The organism is Aliivibrio sp. S10_S31 (genome assembly GCF_014694495.1).
Taxonomy (GTDB): Bacteria; Pseudomonadota; Gammaproteobacteria; order Enterobacterales; family Vibrionaceae; genus Aliivibrio; species Aliivibrio fischeri.
On the sequence record NZ_JAAUWR010000028.1, the window covers coordinates 1 to 17,748 of the forward strand.

A 17,748-nucleotide genomic window follows, 5' to 3' on the forward strand; every position below is an offset into this window, starting at 1 on the left:
CTGCCGCCAGCGTTCAATCTGAGCCATGATCAAACTCTTCAATTAAAGTTTTTTTGGTTTGTTTCAGCAGAAACAAAACCGACTCAATGATTAATACTGATTGTTACATAAAAGTAATTTTGTGTAGCCACTCAGTTCATTGATTATTTGCTTGCTTTCGCAAACAGTGATTATCAACTCACAAGTGCCCACACAGATTAATAGGTTTCTAATTGTTAAAGAGCTTTTCTTCTACTTTCAAAGCTTTGCTTTTCAGTGAAGAGGACGGCTATTCTATCGATTTAAGTTTCAGTGTCAAGCACTTATTTGAAACTAAATTTCTAACCGCCAAACCAACTGGATGCTAAGTTTTAATAAACTTCGTTCTCCGTGTCAGTGAGGCGGCATTATAGAGAGTCTTTGAATCTATGCAACTCTTTTTCTAGAAAAATATGAAAAATGAGTTTGTTTGCTTACTTTTAATTCAAAGCGTTTATTTTTACATCAAAAGTCGTCATTTTGAGTCGCAATTAGCTGTTCATTTTTAACTTTCAACTTAATTACTTCTCCAACCCTTAGCTTTCCACTCAATATATCCTGAGCAAGTGGGTTCTCTATATATGTCTGAATTGCTCGTTTTAATGGTCTTGCTCCATAAACAGGATCAAAACCTGCCTCAGCAATTAAGTTTAACGCTTCGTCTGTTACTTGCAATTGGTAATCTTTTTCATTCAAACGTTTTTCTAAGCGTTGTAATTGAATAGAGGCAATATTCTTGATGTGTTCTTGTGCCAATGGATGGAACACTACGGTTTCATCAACACGGTTTAAAAACTCTGGTCTAAAATGTTGACTCACAACATCCATTACTATTTCTTTGATGCCACCATAATTCAACTCACCAAAGTGCTGCTGAATTTTTTCTGAACCTAAGTTCGATGTCATAATGATAACGGTATTTTTAAAATCAACCGTTCTTCCCTGACCATCAGTTAAACGACCATCATCAAGAACTTGAAGTAGAATATTAAATACATCTGGATGTGCTTTTTCTACTTCATCTAATAGTAAAACTGAATAAGGTTTGCGTCTTACTGCTTCTGTTAAGTATCCACCCTCTTCATAACCAACATAACCAGGAGGCGCACCTACTAAACGAGCAACAGAATGTTTCTCCATAAACTCTGACATGTCGATACGTACCATCGCATCTTCACTATCAAACATAAAGTTAGCGAGTGATTTACATAATTCCGTTTTACCAACCCCTGTTGGGCCTAAAAACAAGAATGAACCGATTGGTCGATTTGGATCTGATAGACCGGCACGACTACGACGAATTGCATTTGAGACAGCTTCGACAGCTTCAGCCTGGCCTATTACTCGGTGATGTAATACCTCTTCCATCTTTAATAGCTTATCTCTTTCACCTTCAAGCATTTTATTTACAGGAATGCCCGTCTGACGTGAAAGCACTTCTGCTATCTCTGCATCCGTCACTTTGTTTTTTAATAAGCTCATTTCTTGCATTTCAGCTTGAGCGGCAAGATCTAGTTGTTTCTCTAATTCTGGAATACGTCCATATTGCAGCTCTGACATTCTATTTAGATCACCTGCACGACGTGCAATTTCCATATTACTTCGAGCTGTTTCTAATTCTGTTTTTATATGCTGAGTGCCAGATAAAGCCGCTTTTTCAGCTTTCCACACTTCTTCAAGCTCTGCGTATTCACGTTCTTTTTGCATTAATTCAAGATTTAAAGAGTCAAGACGCTTTAAGCTCGCATCATCGCTTTCTTTTACTAGTGCTTGCTGTTCTATCTTTAATTGAATTATTTTACGATCAAGCTTATCTAATGATTCTGGTTTTGAATCAATTTCCATACGAATGCTTGATGCTGCTTCGTCAATTAAATCTATCGCTTTATCCGGTAATTGACGATCCGAAATATAACGATGTGACAGACTTGCTGCTGCTACGATCGCAGGATCGGTAATTTCAACATGATGATGAATTTCATAGCGCTCTTTTAAACCACGCAAAATTGCAACGGTATCTTCAACTGTTGGTTCGTCAACAAGTACTTTTTGGAAACGACGCTCTAATGCTGGATCTTTTTCAATATACTGACGATATTCATCAAGAGTTGTTGCTCCGACACAATGTAGTTCACCACGTGCGAGTGCAGGTTTAAGCATGTTGCCGGCATCCATAGAGCCTTCACCTTTACCAGCACCTACCATTGTATGTACTTCATCAATAAAGAGGATGACACTACCTTCTTCTTTCGCTAGCTCATTTAAAACAGCTTTTAAACGCTCTTCAAATTCACCTCGAAATTTAGCACCAGCGACCAATGCACCAATATCTAAAGAAAGTACTCGTTTATTTTTTAAACCTTCAGGTACTTCACCATTTATAATACGTTGCGCTAACCCTTCAACAATAGCTGTCTTGCCGACACCTGGTTGACCTATTATAACTGGATTATTTTTAGTTCGACGTTGCAATACCTGAATTGTTCTTCGTATTTCATCATCACGACCAATAACAGGATCTAGTTTTCCTTGCTCTGCTCGCTCAGTTAAATCAACAGTAAACTTTTCTAATGCTTGACGTTTTTCTTCAGCATTTTGATCATTAACTTTTTCGCCACCACGGATCTCATCGATTGACTTAGATATTTTAGGTTCAGTTAATCCTAATTCTCGAAGTAAATTACCCAAAGGCCCTTTATCTTCGATTGCGGCAAGCATGAATATTTCAGAAGAGATATAAGCGTCTTTGCGTTTCTGAGCGACTTTATCGCAAAGATTAAAAATAACACCCATATTAGATGAAAGTTGAACATCACCACCGATACCCGTTACCTTTGGTGTCTTATCTAATATTTCAGTTAGTTTTGAACGTAATTGTGTTACGTCTACATTTAGAAGAGTAAGTAAAGGCCTTATCGTACTTCCATCCTGATTTAACAGTGCAACCATTAAATGGGTTGGTTCGATATATTGATGATCTTGACCTAATGCTAATGATTGAGCATCAGAGATGGCCATTTGAAATTTACTAGTGAATCGATCTAAACGCATAACACCCTCCAAAAGAAGAAAGCTAGTAACTATATAGTTTCTAAATGGGGACTAAGGTCAGAAAGTTCAATGCTTAAGGAAAGGATAAAGGGGGAGAAATATGAGTTATTCAAACCAAATAAGAGTGGCTTGTCTTCCTGTAATTCCTTCTTTTCTGTATGAGAAAAACGTTTCTGTATTTTGATAAGTGCAAAGGTTTGAATAATGCACATCAGTTATACCAACACTATTTAAACGTTGTGTGGCTAACATGGCTAAATTAGCTAACCATTTACCTTCATTATAACTCGGAATAAATGCATTAATTGCTTGCGGATCTTTTTCGCAAAATAGTTCTTTTACTTCATTACCTACTTCAAACGCTTTTTCACCAATAGCAGGTCCACACCAAGCAATAAGATCATCGGAGGTAAATTGCTCAACAGTATTTTCTAATACTCCATCAAGTAGACCTCTCCAACCTGCATGTGCGGCAGCAACCTCTGTACCTTCTTTATTACATATTACAACCGGAAGGCAATCTGCAGTCATAACACAACAAACTTGTTTTGCTTGGTTTGTATATGCAGCGTCAGCAGACGGTGGGGTTTCAAAAAAATCTTGATTCGGTAAATGAACAACTCTTGTTGAGTGAATCTGGTTTAACCACGTTGGTGCAGTAGGTAACTGCCCCAACGTAATCAGTTTTTCACGATTGAGCACAACATCTTTGTGATCATCACCAACATGGTCTCCAAGGTTAAAGCTATCAAATGGGGAACTTGATACTCCTCCAATACGAGTTGTACTGAATACTTTAACTGATTTAGGCGCTGACCATTTTGGTGAAATCAATGACATTATTAATACTCTTCCTCATGCATTAAACGTTCATCATCACGTAACGCTTGAGATAAAGCAATCATGTCATCAGGAATTGGAGCATGGAACTCCATTGTTTCCCCTGTGATTGGATGTTCAAAACGCAGCATCGCAGCATGCAGAGCTTGACGATCAAAACCGCGGATCATATCAATTAACTCTTGAGAAGCGCCTTTTGGAATACGAGCACGACCACCATAAGCAGTATCACCCACAAGTGGATGCTGCAAATATGACATATGTACACGAATTTGGTGAGTACGACCGGTTTCAAGACGTAAACGGATACGAGTATGAATACGGAAATGTTCAGCAACACGATAATGTGTCACAGCATCTTTACCTAATTCATGAACTGCCATTAGAGTACGTTTGTTTGGGTGACGACCAATTGGTTTCTCAATCATACCACCTGCAGTCATACGACCGACAACAACGGCTTCATACTCACGAGTAATCTTACGCTTTTGAAGCGCACGAACTAAACGTGTTTGAGCCGGTACAGTTTTCGCAACAACCATTAATCCAGTAGTGTCTTTATCCAAACGGTGAACGATACCCGCACGAGGTACTTCTGCAATATTTGGATAATGGAATAACAATGCATTTAACACTGTACCATCAGGTGTACCCGCTCCTGGGTGAACAACGAAGTCACGTGGTTTATTGATAACGAGTAGATCATCATCTTCATAAACAATATCAAGAGGAATATCTTGAGCTAACCAACGCTCTTCATCTTCTAATTCAGCTTTAACCGTGATCTCTTCACCACCCATAACTTTAAGGCGTGCTTTTGTAACCACTTCACCATTGACTGTCATGTTGCCAGCAAGCAACCACTCTTTGATGCGTGAACGAGAAAAATCAGAAAACAACTCAGCAGCAGCTTGATCTAAACGCTGCCCTAGTTGACTTTCTTTTACTGTACTTGTTAACTCTATTTGTTGTGCCATATCGAACTTTTTTTAAAATAGTGGTACTAATACCAAACTAATAGGTCATATTTGGTATCATCAACACTGTAAGTGAAATAAACTATGTACCATTGTATCTGTTAACGGCGCATTTCGTAATGGATAACTTCAGTTTTTTTAGTCAAGGATCATTTTCAAGCATGAAACGCTTAACCATTTCTTCATTATTAGCTGTATCTTTACTGGTTGGTTGCTCAAGTAGTGATGATGTAATTCCAGATATTCCACCATCAGAATTATACGCTCAAGCTCAAGTATCTTTACAAGCAGGTAATTGGACGAGTGCAATTGAGCGTCTTGAAGCCTTAGATTCTCGATACCCTTTTGGCGCTTATTCTGAACAAGTTCAGTTAGACCTTATTTATGTTTATTATAAAAATGATGATCTTGCATTAGGTCTTGCAACTATCGAGAGATTCACTCGTTTAAACCCAACCCATCCAAAAGCTGACTGGGTCCTTTACATGCGTGGATTAACGCATATGGCTCAAGATAGAAGTTTCATGCATGATTTATTTAGAGTTGATCGTTCAGATCGAGATCCAGAACCAGCTCGCTCAGCTTTTAAAGATTTTAAACGATTATTAGAAAGATACCCTAATAGTCTTTACGCTGAAGATGCACAAACTCGTATGTACGCACTTAAAAATCGCTTAGCGGATTATGAATTAGCAACAGCTGACTTTTATTTACGACGAGAAGCTTGGATTTCTGCCATTAATCGTTGCCAAGAGTTACAACGTACTTATCCAGATACAGAAGCTGCAAGAAAATCATTAACCATTATGCTTTCAGCTTACAAAGAATTAAAACTGGAAGATGCAATTAAGCGAACCGAAGAACTTATTGCGTTGAATCCACAATAATATCAATCACAGTAAGTAAATGAACATGTTAGCAAGCTACTAGGGTGAGCAGTTATTTACTACGATTTGCATAATATTCATTATAAAAACAAAAAAGCAGTGCCGAGAATCGAGCACTGCTTTTTTTATATCTGGAAATGTTAGTTATAATTCGTATATAGGTCACACTATTGATAAGTTTAAAAATTAATCAACCAAAACAACAGGTTGAACGACATCCCTAAAAACAATAATTTCTAGTAACCAACCCTTTCAATCTACCTACTTTGTACAATTCATCAAGTATTTTTTAAATAAAATACTTAAGGCCTTGCCTAAGATCACATTCATTCACCTTCTCGCTATAACACATCAAAAAAGTGATCTTGATCACTTTATTTTTAACTCTGGATACGTAATCTGAGTACATGCCAAACGGGGCAAGCGAGAGGAAAATCATATGAAAGTAGAAATCACTGGCAACAACATCGACATCACTCCAGGCATCCGTGAACGTATTGAAGGGAAGTTTAAAAAACTAGAAGCAAAAAGAAACCTAGACATTATTGGACGTCACGCTAGCGTTACAAAACGCGCAAATGGTAAACACAAGGTAGAAGCGTACGCAACTATCGCAGGTGGCAAAGTCGTAGCCTCTGCAGAACAAGAAGATCTATTTGGTGCAATTAGAGAGATGTATCAAAAACTAGAACGCCAACTAGACAAACTACAACATAAAGGAGAAGCACGTCGAGCGACTCATGCTCAAGCTCCTGGAGTTGAAGAACCAGAAGTTGAACTTGAAGAGGAATAATATTCAACTCTAAAGATTCTTAAGAACAGCGCTCATTTGAGCGCTGTTTTTTCTTGACGCAAACTGACCAATTCCTTATTGTGAATTAACTCTTAATTTACTAGGTTTGCATTTCATGACTGACACTCACTACTCCCTTGATGATATTCGTTTACGCCTTAATGAACTTGATAATGAATTATTAAAGCTCTTTTCTGAACGTCGTAAACTCAGTCTTGATGTTGCTAAAAGTAAAGTAAAAACAGCTAAACCTGTTCGAGATCCTAAACGAGAGCAACAATTACTTGTTAAACTCATTGAGAATGGTAAAGACTTCAATCTTGATGCTTATTACATTACACAGTTATTTCATACCATTATTGAAGATTCAGTTTTACTTCAGCAAGAATACTTCCAAAATCTAGCAAACCCTGACTTAAGTAGAAAACCCGTAGCAAGAGTGGCTTACCTTGGCTCAAAAGGATCATATTCAAACCTAGCAAGCCGTCGTTATTTCAGTAAAAAGAATATTGAATTAGCTGAGTTAGGCTGTGAAAACTTTAAAGAAGTAATTAAAACCGTTGAGGCTGGTCATGCTGATTACGGCGTATTGCCAATTGAAAATACAAGCTCAGGTTCGATTAACCAAGTTTATGATTTACTCCAACACACTAGCCTATACATTGTTGGGGAATTAACTCAAAAAATTGATCATTGTTTATTAACAACGACTGAAACCTCTCTTGAGTCAATTAAAACCTTGTATTCACACCCACAGCCACATGAACAATGTAGCGAATTTTTAAATCGACTCAATAATGTTGAGCTAATTTCTTGTGCAAGCACTGCTGATGCGATGATCACGGTAAAAGAGTTAAACTCACCTGAAGTTGCAGCAATTGGTAACTCAGATAGTGGAAAGCTATATGGACTGCAATCTCTAATCACTAATATTTCGAATCAAACAGAGAACCAAACACGTTTTATCGTTGTTGCAAGAAAGCCTGTGGATGTATCAGAGCAAATCCCTGCTAAAACAACATTAATAATGTCCACAGCTCAAGATGCTGGTTCATTGGTTGAATCTCTATTGGTATTACAAAAATACGGCATCAATATGAGCAAGCTAGAATCTCGCCCTATTATGGGAAATCCTTGGGAAGAAATGTTCTATGTTGATCTAGAAGCGCATCTAAAATCCGATGCTATGACTTCTGCTATCGAAGAATTAACGGCTATTACTCGCTATCTAAAAGTACTTGGTTGCTATCCAATTGAAAATGTAGAACCAACAGCTATTCCATTATCAAATTGATTACATCGAATAAAAGGTAAACATGAAAGTTATCATTGCTTCTCAAAACCCAGCGAAGATTGCCGCTGTTGAATCAGCATTTAATCTTGCGTTTCCTTATGATACTTTTTTATTTGAAGGCGTATCAGTAAAGAGCGGTGTTCCAGATCAACCAATGAGTTGTGAAGAAACAAAACAAGGAGCAATGAACCGCGTTAATAACGCAAAGATCAAGCTACCTAATTGTGATTATTATGTTGGGTTAGAAGCAGGGATTGAAGATAATTCTACTTTTGCTTGGATGATTATTGATAATGGTTTAACGGTAGGAGAGTCACGCTCTTCGAGTTTACCTCTCCCACCACAAGTTATTGATGAAGTGAAGAAAGGTAAAGAGCTAGGCGATGTCATGGATGAACAATTTAACACCGACAACATTAAACAGAAAGGAGGGGCTATTGGCTTACTAACCAATAACCTACTAACAAGAACATCGGTATATCAACAAGCGCTTATTCTTGCCCTTATTCCTTTTCTACATCCAACTCGTTTTTAGTACTCTTTTCTAATAAATCCATAAGCCATACTTTCTCTTCGTCAGTATGGCTTTTTAATTCATTTGAACCTCTAGTGATAGTGGCAACGCCCACCCCTAATAGCTGACTAATTTGTCTCTGGCTCAATTCACCCTGTAACAGCTCATGAAAAATATTTACGCGAGCAACCAATGCTTCACGTTCATCAGGCGTCATCAACATCGTTAATAATGGTTGATGATTTCCTTGTTCTGCTGCATTTGCAATTAGTGTCATCACTTGAGACCAGTCGGAATATTTTGCTGAACCTGACATAGTATCCTCATACAATTGTAAAAAAGGGGACAATTAAGTCCCCTACTTTATATTTATTTAAGCTTAATACCAATTGCTATTAGAATTTAAACTTATCAATACTTTAAATTCAGCTCTTTCTCGGATAAAAAAGCACCTTTTTCACCCAATAAGCTACGATAGTAAGTTTCAAACATTAAAATATTTTGTACATACCCTCGAGTTTCCTTGAATGGAATGGCTTCAATGAAAGCATAAGCATCTAGCTTTTCATCAGAAACCGCTCTCCAACGCTTAACACGATGAGGGCCTGCATTATAACCTGCAAGAGCAAAAATACGGTTACCATCATAATCATCTAATAAACCCTTAAGGTAATTTGAACCAATGTGAATATTCACATCAACATCATTCAAACTATCAACACCTTCGTATTTATCGTAATCAATCTTCTTCGCGGTATATTTCGCTGTTGCTGGCATAATTTGCATCAAACCACGAGCACCTACCGGTGATTGAGCTTCTGCATACAGTGCACTTTCTTGTCGAGATAACGACATTAACGTCACTTTATCTAAACCAAGTTCCTTACTGTAATGATTAAACCACCACTGATGTGCTATAGGAAAACGTAAGCTCAAATATCCCCACATTCTTCCTTTGATGGTCGCCAGAACAGTAAAGTGATGCCAACGATGCTGAGCAGCATAACTTGCTAATTCTTTCACTTCAGTTTTTGATGCTCGATTTAGCAAATATTCCCACTCACTTTTGGCTGTAGGGATCTCATCAATCGCAATTAATTCTTTAATACGTGCAAGCTCCACACTGTATTTATCTTTAATCGGCTTAATATTTCTAGGAGCGGTATTCATTGGATATTGAATAGGCTCACCTAAAATATTTGCCGCAGCAACACTATAAAAATTACGCTGACCAAGTAATTTTTTTAAACGAGCATCAGCTTTATCTTGCTCACCTTCCTTACTTTCGATCTGAGCAATCCAGAACTGCCAACGTAATGAATTTTTAGCTGTTGGTGTTAAATACCCAATCCAGTTGCTTACGTCATCCCAATCAGCTGCACGAATAGCAACACGAATTCGGCGCTCAATAAATGAATCTTCAGGGTTAGTAGCTAGCTCTTTATCTCTCCATTGTGCAAGTTCTGCTGACTCTGTTGACATAATGCTACTAACAATACGTCGCTTAACCTGAACCAATTCTTCTTGAGTAAACTGCTGCTTTTTAGCAATTTCAGGCAATATTTCTATCGCTTTTTTAGGGTTTTTACGAGCTTCTCTTTCCATTGAGATAAGCGTTAATTGCTTAGAAAACTCTGTTTTTTTATTACTCTTTGAAAAACTTTCTAACAAATCAGGATCATTAAACAAAGTGACAATATGCTGTGCTTTTTCTTTTGCGGTATCTGTTTTCAACATTTTTTCTAAATAAGAAAACAAATTATTATTACGAGCTTTATAAACTAAAAGCATACGCTCAATAATTAAATCATCACTGAGTTTCTCAGCTTCAGCCCAATCTTGAAATAAATCATCACATTCATAAGTAACAGAGCTACCAGTTAACCATAACTGCTCCGCACCTTTCCAAGCGGTGACCTTATCACCCAGTTTATTTTTTGCTTGATAGTAATAACACTGTAGATTTTTGCTACTTGGTTCGTTGGGGAAATAATCAATAAACTCAGCCCAACGCTCGTTTAAACCAAGAATGACTAAGTATTGGTATGAAAGAGAGTTACCAATAGGTAATGACTTATGATTATGTTTAAATAAACGAATATCATCTGGCGTTTTAGAGCTTAAATCCATTCGTAATTCACGGTAATCCAAATAAGGCGCTAATGAATAACCATCAAGTTCAGCCCTTACTTTTTTATATTCATCGTATTTTTTTTCATTAAGTAGCGTTTTTGCTTCTTGGTATTGTGCTCGCCATGTATCAACAGGTGATGCATCAACAACTTGTACATTCATACCTATGCACAATGCCGTCATCATCCCTAACTTATATTGTGTATATTTCATTGATTTCTTTAACACCTAAACTTTCCAACCTTTGACTGCGGCGTAGTGATCTGAGACTCACTTATACATCTACCGAATTCTTACCTTAGTTTACTTATATTACCCTAGTAACTACAAAAATGAGTGTTAAACTATGTATCATAAATAGTAAATTAATATTTTCGTTAACCAACTCTAATAAGTGATTATGGCTGAATACGTATATACAATGTCACGAGTGAGCAAAATTGTTCCTCCTAAAAGACAAATCCTGAAAGACATTTCTCTTAGCTTCTTCCCTGGTGCAAAAATTGGTGTTTTGGGTCTAAATGGCTCAGGTAAATCAACACTACTTCGCATTATGGCAGGTCTTGATACTGATATTGATGGTGAAGCTCGTCCACAAGCAGGATTAAATGTTGGCTACCTTCCACAAGAACCTGTACTTGATGAATCAAAAACAGTTCGTGAAATTGTTGAAGAGGCTGTTTCTGATGTAGCAGGTGCACTAACTCGCCTTGATGCGGTTTATGCAGCTTACGCTGAAGAAGGTGCTGATTTCGATGCTCTAGCTAAAGAGCAAGGTGAACTTGAAGCATTAATTCAAGCAAAAGATGGTCATAATCTAGATAACGCTTTAGAGCGTGCAGCTGACGCACTACGTCTACCTGAGTGGGATGCTAAAATTGAGCACTTATCTGGTGGTGAACGTCGCCGTGTTGCTATCTGTCGTCTTCTTCTAGAAAAACCAGATATGTTGCTACTTGATGAACCTACCAACCACCTTGATGCTGAATCTGTAGCATGGCTTGAGCACTTCCTTGTTGATTATTCAGGTACTGTTGTGGCAATTACCCACGACCGTTATTTCCTTGATAACGCTGCGGGTTGGATCCTAGAGCTTGACCGTGGTGAAGGTATTCCATGGGAAGGTAACTATACCTCTTGGCTTGGGCAAAAAGATGACCGTTTAAAACAAGAAGCGGCAAAAGAAAATGCTCGTCAGAAAACGATTGAAAAAGAACTTGAGTGGGTTCGTCAAAACCCTAAAGGCCGCCAAGCTAAATCTAAAGCTCGTATGGCTCGTTTTGAAGAACTACAAAGCTCTGATCACCAAAAACGTAATGAAACAAACGAACTGTTCATTCCGCCAGGTGAACGTCTAGGTGACAAAGTTCTTGAAGTGAACAACCTAACTAAATCGTTCGGTGATCGTGTACTTATTGATGACCTATCATTCAGCATGCCAAAAGGTGCTATCGTAGGTATCATCGGTGCCAATGGTGCAGGTAAATCAACACTATTTAAGATGCTAAGTGGTGCTGAAACACCGGATTCAGGTACGATTGAATTAGGTGAAACTGTAAAACTTGCTTCTGTTGATCAATTCCGTGATTCAATGGATGACACAAAAACAGTTTTCCAGGAGATCTCTGAAGGCGCTGATATCATTAAGATCAACAATTTCGAAATCCCAGCTCGTGCTTACTGTTCTCGCTTTAACTTCAAAGGCAACGACCAACAAAAAATTATTGGTGAGTTATCTGGTGGTGAGCGTAACCGTGTTCACTTAGCTAAACTGCTAAAAACTGGCGGTAACGTACTGTTACTCGATGAACCTACCAATGACCTTGATGTTGAAACATTACGTGCACTAGAAGAAGCATTACTTGAGTTCCCTGGTTGTGCAATGGTTATCTCGCACGACCGTTGGTTCCTAGACCGTATCGCTACACACATTCTAGACTACCGTGATGAAGGCCAAGTAAACTTCTTTGAAGGTAACTACACTGAATACAGTGAATGGTTGAAGAAGACCCTAGGTGCGCAAGCTGCTGAACCTCATCGCATCAAGTACAAGCGTATGACTAAGTAATAATTTACTTTATTTGATGTTTATCATAAGGGCCGCACTCAAGCGGCCTTTTTATTGGACATAGAACAAACAAAACACCATACTCAATTTCTCTTAAAAAGAAGGAGTAGCCTTATGATTGAAAGACGCAAGTTTTCTCGTGTAATTTATCAAGCAGATGTAGCACTAATCCAAGGCGCTCAGCAATACAGCGGCTCATTGATTGATTTGTCTTTACATGGCTTATTAATAAAACTTAATGATGATAATGCTCTTAACTCAGAGGGTAAATTAATTGTACATTTTGCTCTAAACGACAGTGATATCAATATTATTGCTGAATGTGAAATTGTGAATGATACAAATAATCTGCTTAGACTCTGTATTCGCCATATAGATATTGATAGTATTAGCCACCTTAAACGCTTAGTTGAACTTAACGTTGGTAATAGCGAACTATTATTACGTCAGTTATCAGAACTCACCGAAACACATTAACCTTTATAAATAGTTGTTACCCTTATGCCTGATAAAATTCGAATTTCCGTCTCCCACAACAAAGGAACGCGTCTTTTCGCGATCTCCCAAAGACGAAAAAAGCTGGTCATTTTATCTTTAGTACTTGGGGTTAGCTCATTTGCATTAAGTGGCTTTGGTCTACATTATTTCTATCAACAACAAGAGTCAGCAAAAGTTGCTATCGCTGAACTGCAAAACAAAAATAATGAGCTAAACCAGTTAATTGTTGATAATAACAATAGTAATCATGAGCTTACTCAACAACTAGAAGCAAAAGAAAATGAATTACTTGTTATTAGCCAACGTGTAGATGATGTTGAATCTGTACTTGGCTTACAAGAAATATCAGAAGAAGATTCATCATTAGCTGAAAAAACACTAGAGCAACGACTTGATGTTGCAGCCATTGACTCGGCAGTTAGAGCGACTATGTTTCGCCTAATCCCAAATGATACTCCACTACATTACACGAGAGAATCATCCAGCTTTGGTCGCCGAACCAACCCTATTTCAGGTAAACGCCAACGTCACTTGGGTATTGATTTAACTTGTAAACGTGGAACCGAAATTTACGCCCCAGCCGATGGCGTTGTTGAACTCGCACGCTCTAGCAATAAAGGCTACGGTAACCTATTAAAAGTTCAGCATTCATTTGGCTTTATGACCATGTATGCTCATCTACAAAAATTTAAGGTTCGATCAGGACAATTCGTTAAAAAAGGCGAACTGATTGCTACTTGTGGTAACTCAGGTAATTCAACAGGGCCACACTTACATTATGAAGTACGTTTCTTAGGTCGAGTTTTAAATCCAAGATCGTTTATGGATTGGACGCCAGAAAAATTTGATAGTCTCTTTGAAAAAGAACGAAGCGTAAAATGGACACCTTTGGTGGACGTTATTAATAATGTAGTAAAACTGCAATTAGAATTGACACAAAAACCAACGGTTGAGCAAGTTGAAGCAATTAACACAGCGAAAGCTGAAGACGAAAGTAGCCAGCAATTGACACAATAAACACCGTTTAACAAATACAAAAAAGGGTGAGCTCATTGCTCACCCTTTTTACATTCTGTGTCTTCTTACCTACACTAACTACGTTCACGGTGAATCGAATCATTCGCTTGTCTAAGTAAACTTTTGCTTTCAATTAAAAACTGCTCAGCATAATCACCAAACCAAGCTTCTACTTCTTCAAAGTTTTTAATGAATCCTGAACGATTATGCTCTTCTAGTAATGAGATTGCATCACCAAAACGTTGATGGAATCGCTTTATCATTTCAATATTTTCATCAGAAGAAAGAATGATATCTGCGTATAAATTTGGGTCTTGAGCAAACAATCGACCAACCATCAATAGTTCTAAACGATAAATTGGAGAGCTTAAGTTAAGCAACTGTTCAATATCAGGATTCTCTTTTGCTAAATGTTGTCCATAGGCAAACGAAGTAAAGTGACGTAATGCTTGAATTAGAGTCATACCATGATCATGCTCATTCGCAGAAATATCACGTACGATTGCCCCCCAAATCTCAAATTGGTTCTTCAGCCAACTATAGTGCTCTTTACCTCGACCATCACACATAACAATAACTTGCTTTGCAAGGCTTGGAACATCAGGACCAAACATTGGGTGCAATCCAACAACAGGGCCTTTATGAACTTCCATCATTGCAGCAAGAGGTTTCTGCTTAATTGAGGTTAAATCACAAAGGATGCAATCCTCAGGTAACCTTGATAGTTTATTAATTACATCAATGGTTAAGTTGATAGGAACCGTAACAACAACCATACCGGCATTATCTAGGATCTCATCAGAATTATCCCAATCTTTACTACCAAGAATTCGAACTTGATAACCAGATAATTTAAACATTTTGGCGAATAAACCACCAAGTTGCCCATTGCCACCAACAACAACGATCGGCCTTAACTCTGGTTTTAAACACTTAAAACCAGAATCATTTTCACTGCTATAAGACTCACGCATTGTTCTGCGAAGAATATCTTCAATTAATGAGGGCGGTACGCCTTTTTTTTCAGCCTCTGAGCGTCTTGATGCTAACATTGCCGCTTCTCGGCTTGGATCATAAATAGGCAATCCATGTGCACTTTTTACTTCACCAACCTGCTCAACTAAATGTAAACGTTGAGCTAAAAGATCCAACATCTGTTTATCTACCGCATCAATTTGATCGCGTAAATGACTTAGTTCTACCGCCATCTCAATCTATCCTTTTAAACGCTCTTCCAATATCGGAGTTAATTCTTTGTGAGTATGACGTAATAGTGCCTCAGTTGATTCCCAATTGATACAGGCATCTGTAATAGATACGCCATATTTCATCTCAGACAATGGTATATCTGATGGTTGATCCCCTTCATTTAAATGACTCTCAATCATCAATCCAATAATCGATTTATTACCTTCTCGAATTTGATGAATAACATCTTCAGCAACTAAAGGCTGACGACGGTAATCTTTACGTGAATTTGCGTGACTACAATCAATCATTAAAGCCGCATCTAAATTTGAGTTTGCTAATTCTTCTTCGCACTCTGTTACTGAAACTGAATCATAATTAGTTTGTTTACCACCACGTAAAATAACATGGCCATTAGGGTTACCTTGGGTTGTAAGTAAAGCAACCTGACCTTCGCTATTAATACCCATGAAACGGTGTCCAGAGGCCGCAGCTTGCATTGCATTAATCGATGTCGATAAGCTGCCATCAGTACCATTTTTAAAGCCTACAGGAACGGATAAACCACTTGCCATTTCACGGTGAGTTTGAGATTCAGTTGTTCGAGCCCCAATCGCAGCCCAACTAAATGTATCACCTATGTATTGCGGACTAATCGGATCTAGTGCTTCTGTTGCCAGAGGGATTTCCATCTCAGCTAAATCAACTAATAATTGTCGTGCAGAATGTAGACCTTGTTCAATATCAAATGAACCATCAAGATGAGGATCATTAATCAAGCCTTTCCAGCCTACTGTAGTTCGTGGTTTTTCAAAGTAAACACGCATAACAATGTACAGTTGATCCTTTAGATCTTCTGCGATCACCTTTAAACGTTTTGCATATTCTTTTGCTGCATCAATATCATGAATTGAACATGGACCACAAACAATTAATAGACGGTGATCTTTTTTATGAATGATATTAGAAATAGTTTGACGGGATTGTTGGATAAACTGGCGAGCATTTTCGCTTAAAGGGATCTTATTTTTAAGCTCTTGTGGAGTGATCAGCACCTGCTCATCGATAATATTGATATTACTTAATTCACTTTTTCTCATATCCTACACCTGTAAACTTTTATTTCCATTAACTGTCAATTAAGACGAATACAAATAATTTAACAGGTACAGCACATAAATCAACCGTTGTAATTAATATAATACAATTTATTTTATATTGTAAATTTAGGTTTACAGTTTTAATTTAGATATAAAAAAAGGTGCGCTGATAACAGCGCACCTTCATAGCACATTTGAGAACGTTCTCGTGTGCGTTACTTTTTAGCCAGCTTCTCTTTGATACGAGCTGATTTACCAGAACGCTCACGTAGGTAGTACAACTTGGCACGACGTACTGCACCGCGACGTTTAACTTCGATGCTGTTTACAACTGGAGAGTGTGTTTGGAACGTACGCTCAACACCTTCACCGTTAGAAATCTTACGTACAGTGAACGCAGAGTGTAGACCACGGTTACGAATAGCGATTACAACGCCTTCGAATGCCTGTAGACGCTCACGGTCACCTTCTTTAACTTTAACCTGAACTACTACAGTGTCACCTGGAGCGAATTTAGGTAGGTCTTGTTTTAGTTGCTCATCTTCAAGAGCTTTAATGATGTTGCTCATTTTTGTATATCCTAGAATAAACTGATACTAAATTTACTTAATTACTTACTGTTCTGGCGTTCTTCACGAACAAACTCAGCCAGTAATAATTCCTGTTCGTCAGTCAGAGCTAGATTTCCCAGGAGCTCTGGTCTTCTTAGCCAAGTACGGCCTAACGATTGTTTCATTCGCCAACGAGCGATATCTTTATGATTTCCAGATTTAAGTACACTAGGTACTTCCTTACCATCCAAAACCTCAGGTCTTGTATAGTGCGGACAATCTAACAAACCGTCTGCAAAAGAATCTTCTTCAGCGGACGCGAAATCACCTAATACACCCGGAACAAACCGAGATACAGAATCAATCAACGTCATAGCAGGGAGTTCCCCACCTGTAAGCACAAAATCCCCAATTGACCATTCTTCGTCAACTTCAGATTGTATTATGCGCTCATCTACACCTTCGTATCGGCCACAAATTAGAATTAAATTCTCGTTTGTCGCTAACTCCTCAACACCAGCTTGATTCAGCGTTCTGCCTTGAGGTGAAAGGTAAATCACTTTCGTTTTGCCGGGTGACGCTTCTCTGGCTGCAGTAATGGCATCGCGCAAAGGCTGTACCATCATTAACATTCCAGGACCACCACCATAAGGTCGGTCATCAACAGTGCGATGTTTATCATGAGTGAAATCTCTAGGATTCCATGTCTCAATAGATAAAAGACCTTTTTTTATTGCTTGGCTAGTTACCCCAAAATCGGTAACCGAACGGAACATTTCAGGAAATAGGCTAATAACGCCAACCCACATGTGCCCTCGC

At 38.1% G+C, this 17,748-nt stretch carries 16 protein-coding genes; 7 read left to right on the forward strand and 9 right to left on the reverse strand.

What is annotated here, in order from left to right; all coding sequences use genetic code 11:
- Positions 1-483: 483 nt before the first annotated feature.
- The 3 genes from clpB to rluD form a co-directional block, all read right to left on the reverse strand.
- Positions 484-3,069 (reverse strand): ATP-dependent chaperone ClpB, encoded by a 2,586-nt coding sequence (gene clpB / locus HC728_RS18160; protein WP_005417824.1) that lies wholly within the window; start codon positions 3,067-3,069, stop codon positions 484-486.
- Between the two features lie 105 nt (positions 3,070-3,174).
- Positions 3,175-3,909, reverse strand: a complete 735-nt coding sequence (gene pgeF / locus HC728_RS18165; RefSeq protein ID WP_017020354.1) for a peptidoglycan editing factor PgeF — start codon at positions 3,907-3,909, stop codon at positions 3,175-3,177.
- A 2-nt stretch (positions 3,910-3,911) separates the two neighbouring features.
- Complete coding sequence (gene rluD, locus HC728_RS18170; protein WP_005417821.1) at positions 3,912-4,886, reverse strand: 23S rRNA pseudouridine(1911/1915/1917) synthase RluD; 975 nt, start codon at positions 4,884-4,886, stop codon at positions 3,912-3,914.
- 161 nt (positions 4,887-5,047) lie between these two features.
- On the opposite strand from rluD, the gene bamD reads away from it, so the two are divergent.
- From bamD to yjjX, 4 genes are all read left to right on the forward strand, one after another.
- A complete protein-coding gene (bamD, locus tag HC728_RS18175) occupies positions 5,048-5,773 on the forward strand; it encodes an outer membrane protein assembly factor BamD (RefSeq protein WP_005417820.1) in 726 nt (241 codons plus the stop codon).
- Between the two features lie 439 nt (positions 5,774-6,212).
- A complete protein-coding gene (gene hpf, locus HC728_RS18180; RefSeq protein WP_005417819.1) occupies positions 6,213-6,566 on the forward strand; it encodes a ribosome hibernation-promoting factor, HPF/YfiA family in 354 nt (117 codons plus the stop codon).
- A gap of 115 nt (positions 6,567-6,681) precedes the next feature.
- The gene (pheA, locus tag HC728_RS18185) at positions 6,682-7,860 is read left to right on the forward strand and encodes a prephenate dehydratase (RefSeq protein ID WP_012534012.1); all 1,179 of its coding nucleotides are present in this window, start codon (positions 6,682-6,684) and stop codon (positions 7,858-7,860) included.
- A 22-nt stretch (positions 7,861-7,882) separates the two neighbouring features.
- Entirely contained in the window at positions 7,883-8,395 is a 513-nt protein-coding gene (gene yjjX / locus HC728_RS18190) for an inosine/xanthosine triphosphatase (protein ID WP_017020355.1), read from the forward strand.
- On the opposite strand, the gene trpR is transcribed toward yjjX, so the two are convergent.
- Both trpR and HC728_RS18200 read right to left on the reverse strand, forming a co-directional pair.
- Positions 8,364-8,690 (reverse strand): trp operon repressor, encoded by a 327-nt coding sequence (trpR, locus tag HC728_RS18195; RefSeq protein ID WP_012533782.1) that lies wholly within the window; start codon positions 8,688-8,690, stop codon positions 8,364-8,366. The genes yjjX and trpR overlap by 32 nt on opposite strands.
- 95 nt (positions 8,691-8,785) lie before the next feature.
- Positions 8,786-10,720 carry a transglycosylase SLT domain-containing protein gene (locus tag HC728_RS18200; RefSeq protein WP_017020356.1) on the reverse strand — a complete coding sequence of 645 codons (1,935 nt, stop codon included), beginning with the start codon at positions 10,718-10,720 and terminating at the stop codon, positions 8,786-8,788.
- Positions 10,721-10,907: 187 nt separating this feature from the next.
- Here HC728_RS18200 and ettA point away from each other — a divergent pair, with 187 nt between their 5' ends.
- From ettA to HC728_RS18215, 3 genes are all read left to right on the forward strand, one after another.
- A complete protein-coding gene (gene ettA, locus HC728_RS18205) occupies positions 10,908-12,575 on the forward strand; it encodes an energy-dependent translational throttle protein EttA (RefSeq protein ID WP_190395851.1) in 1,668 nt (555 codons plus the stop codon).
- 114 nt (positions 12,576-12,689) lie between these two features.
- Positions 12,690-13,052, forward strand: a complete 363-nt coding sequence (locus HC728_RS18210) for a PilZ domain-containing protein (RefSeq protein ID WP_005417811.1) — start codon at positions 12,690-12,692, stop codon at positions 13,050-13,052.
- Positions 13,053-13,076: 24 nt separating this feature from the next.
- Positions 13,077-14,090: a M23 family metallopeptidase gene (locus HC728_RS18215; RefSeq protein ID WP_190395852.1), complete on the forward strand. Its 1,014-nt coding sequence runs from the start codon at positions 13,077-13,079 to the stop codon at positions 14,088-14,090.
- A gap of 74 nt (positions 14,091-14,164) precedes the next feature.
- Here the strand turns inward: HC728_RS18215 and tyrA are convergent, their stop codons facing one another.
- The 4 genes from tyrA to trmD all read right to left on the reverse strand — a co-directional run bounded on the left by tyrA (position 14,165) and on the right by trmD (position 17,738).
- Positions 14,165-15,298, reverse strand: a complete 1,134-nt coding sequence (tyrA, locus tag HC728_RS18220) for a bifunctional chorismate mutase/prephenate dehydrogenase (RefSeq protein ID WP_065604741.1) — start codon at positions 15,296-15,298, stop codon at positions 14,165-14,167.
- A gap of 6 nt (positions 15,299-15,304) precedes the next feature.
- On the reverse strand, positions 15,305-16,378 hold the full coding sequence (locus HC728_RS18225) for a 3-deoxy-7-phosphoheptulonate synthase (RefSeq protein ID WP_190395853.1): 1,074 nt from the start codon (positions 16,376-16,378) through the stop codon (positions 15,305-15,307).
- A 215-nt stretch (positions 16,379-16,593) separates the two neighbouring features.
- Positions 16,594-16,947, reverse strand: a complete 354-nt coding sequence (gene rplS, locus HC728_RS18230) for a 50S ribosomal protein L19 (RefSeq protein ID WP_005417803.1) — start codon at positions 16,945-16,947, stop codon at positions 16,594-16,596.
- A 41-nt stretch (positions 16,948-16,988) separates the two neighbouring features.
- Positions 16,989-17,738: a tRNA (guanosine(37)-N1)-methyltransferase TrmD gene (gene trmD / locus HC728_RS18235; protein ID WP_005417802.1), complete on the reverse strand. Its 750-nt coding sequence runs from the start codon at positions 17,736-17,738 to the stop codon at positions 16,989-16,991.
- Positions 17,739-17,748 lie beyond the last annotated feature (10 nt).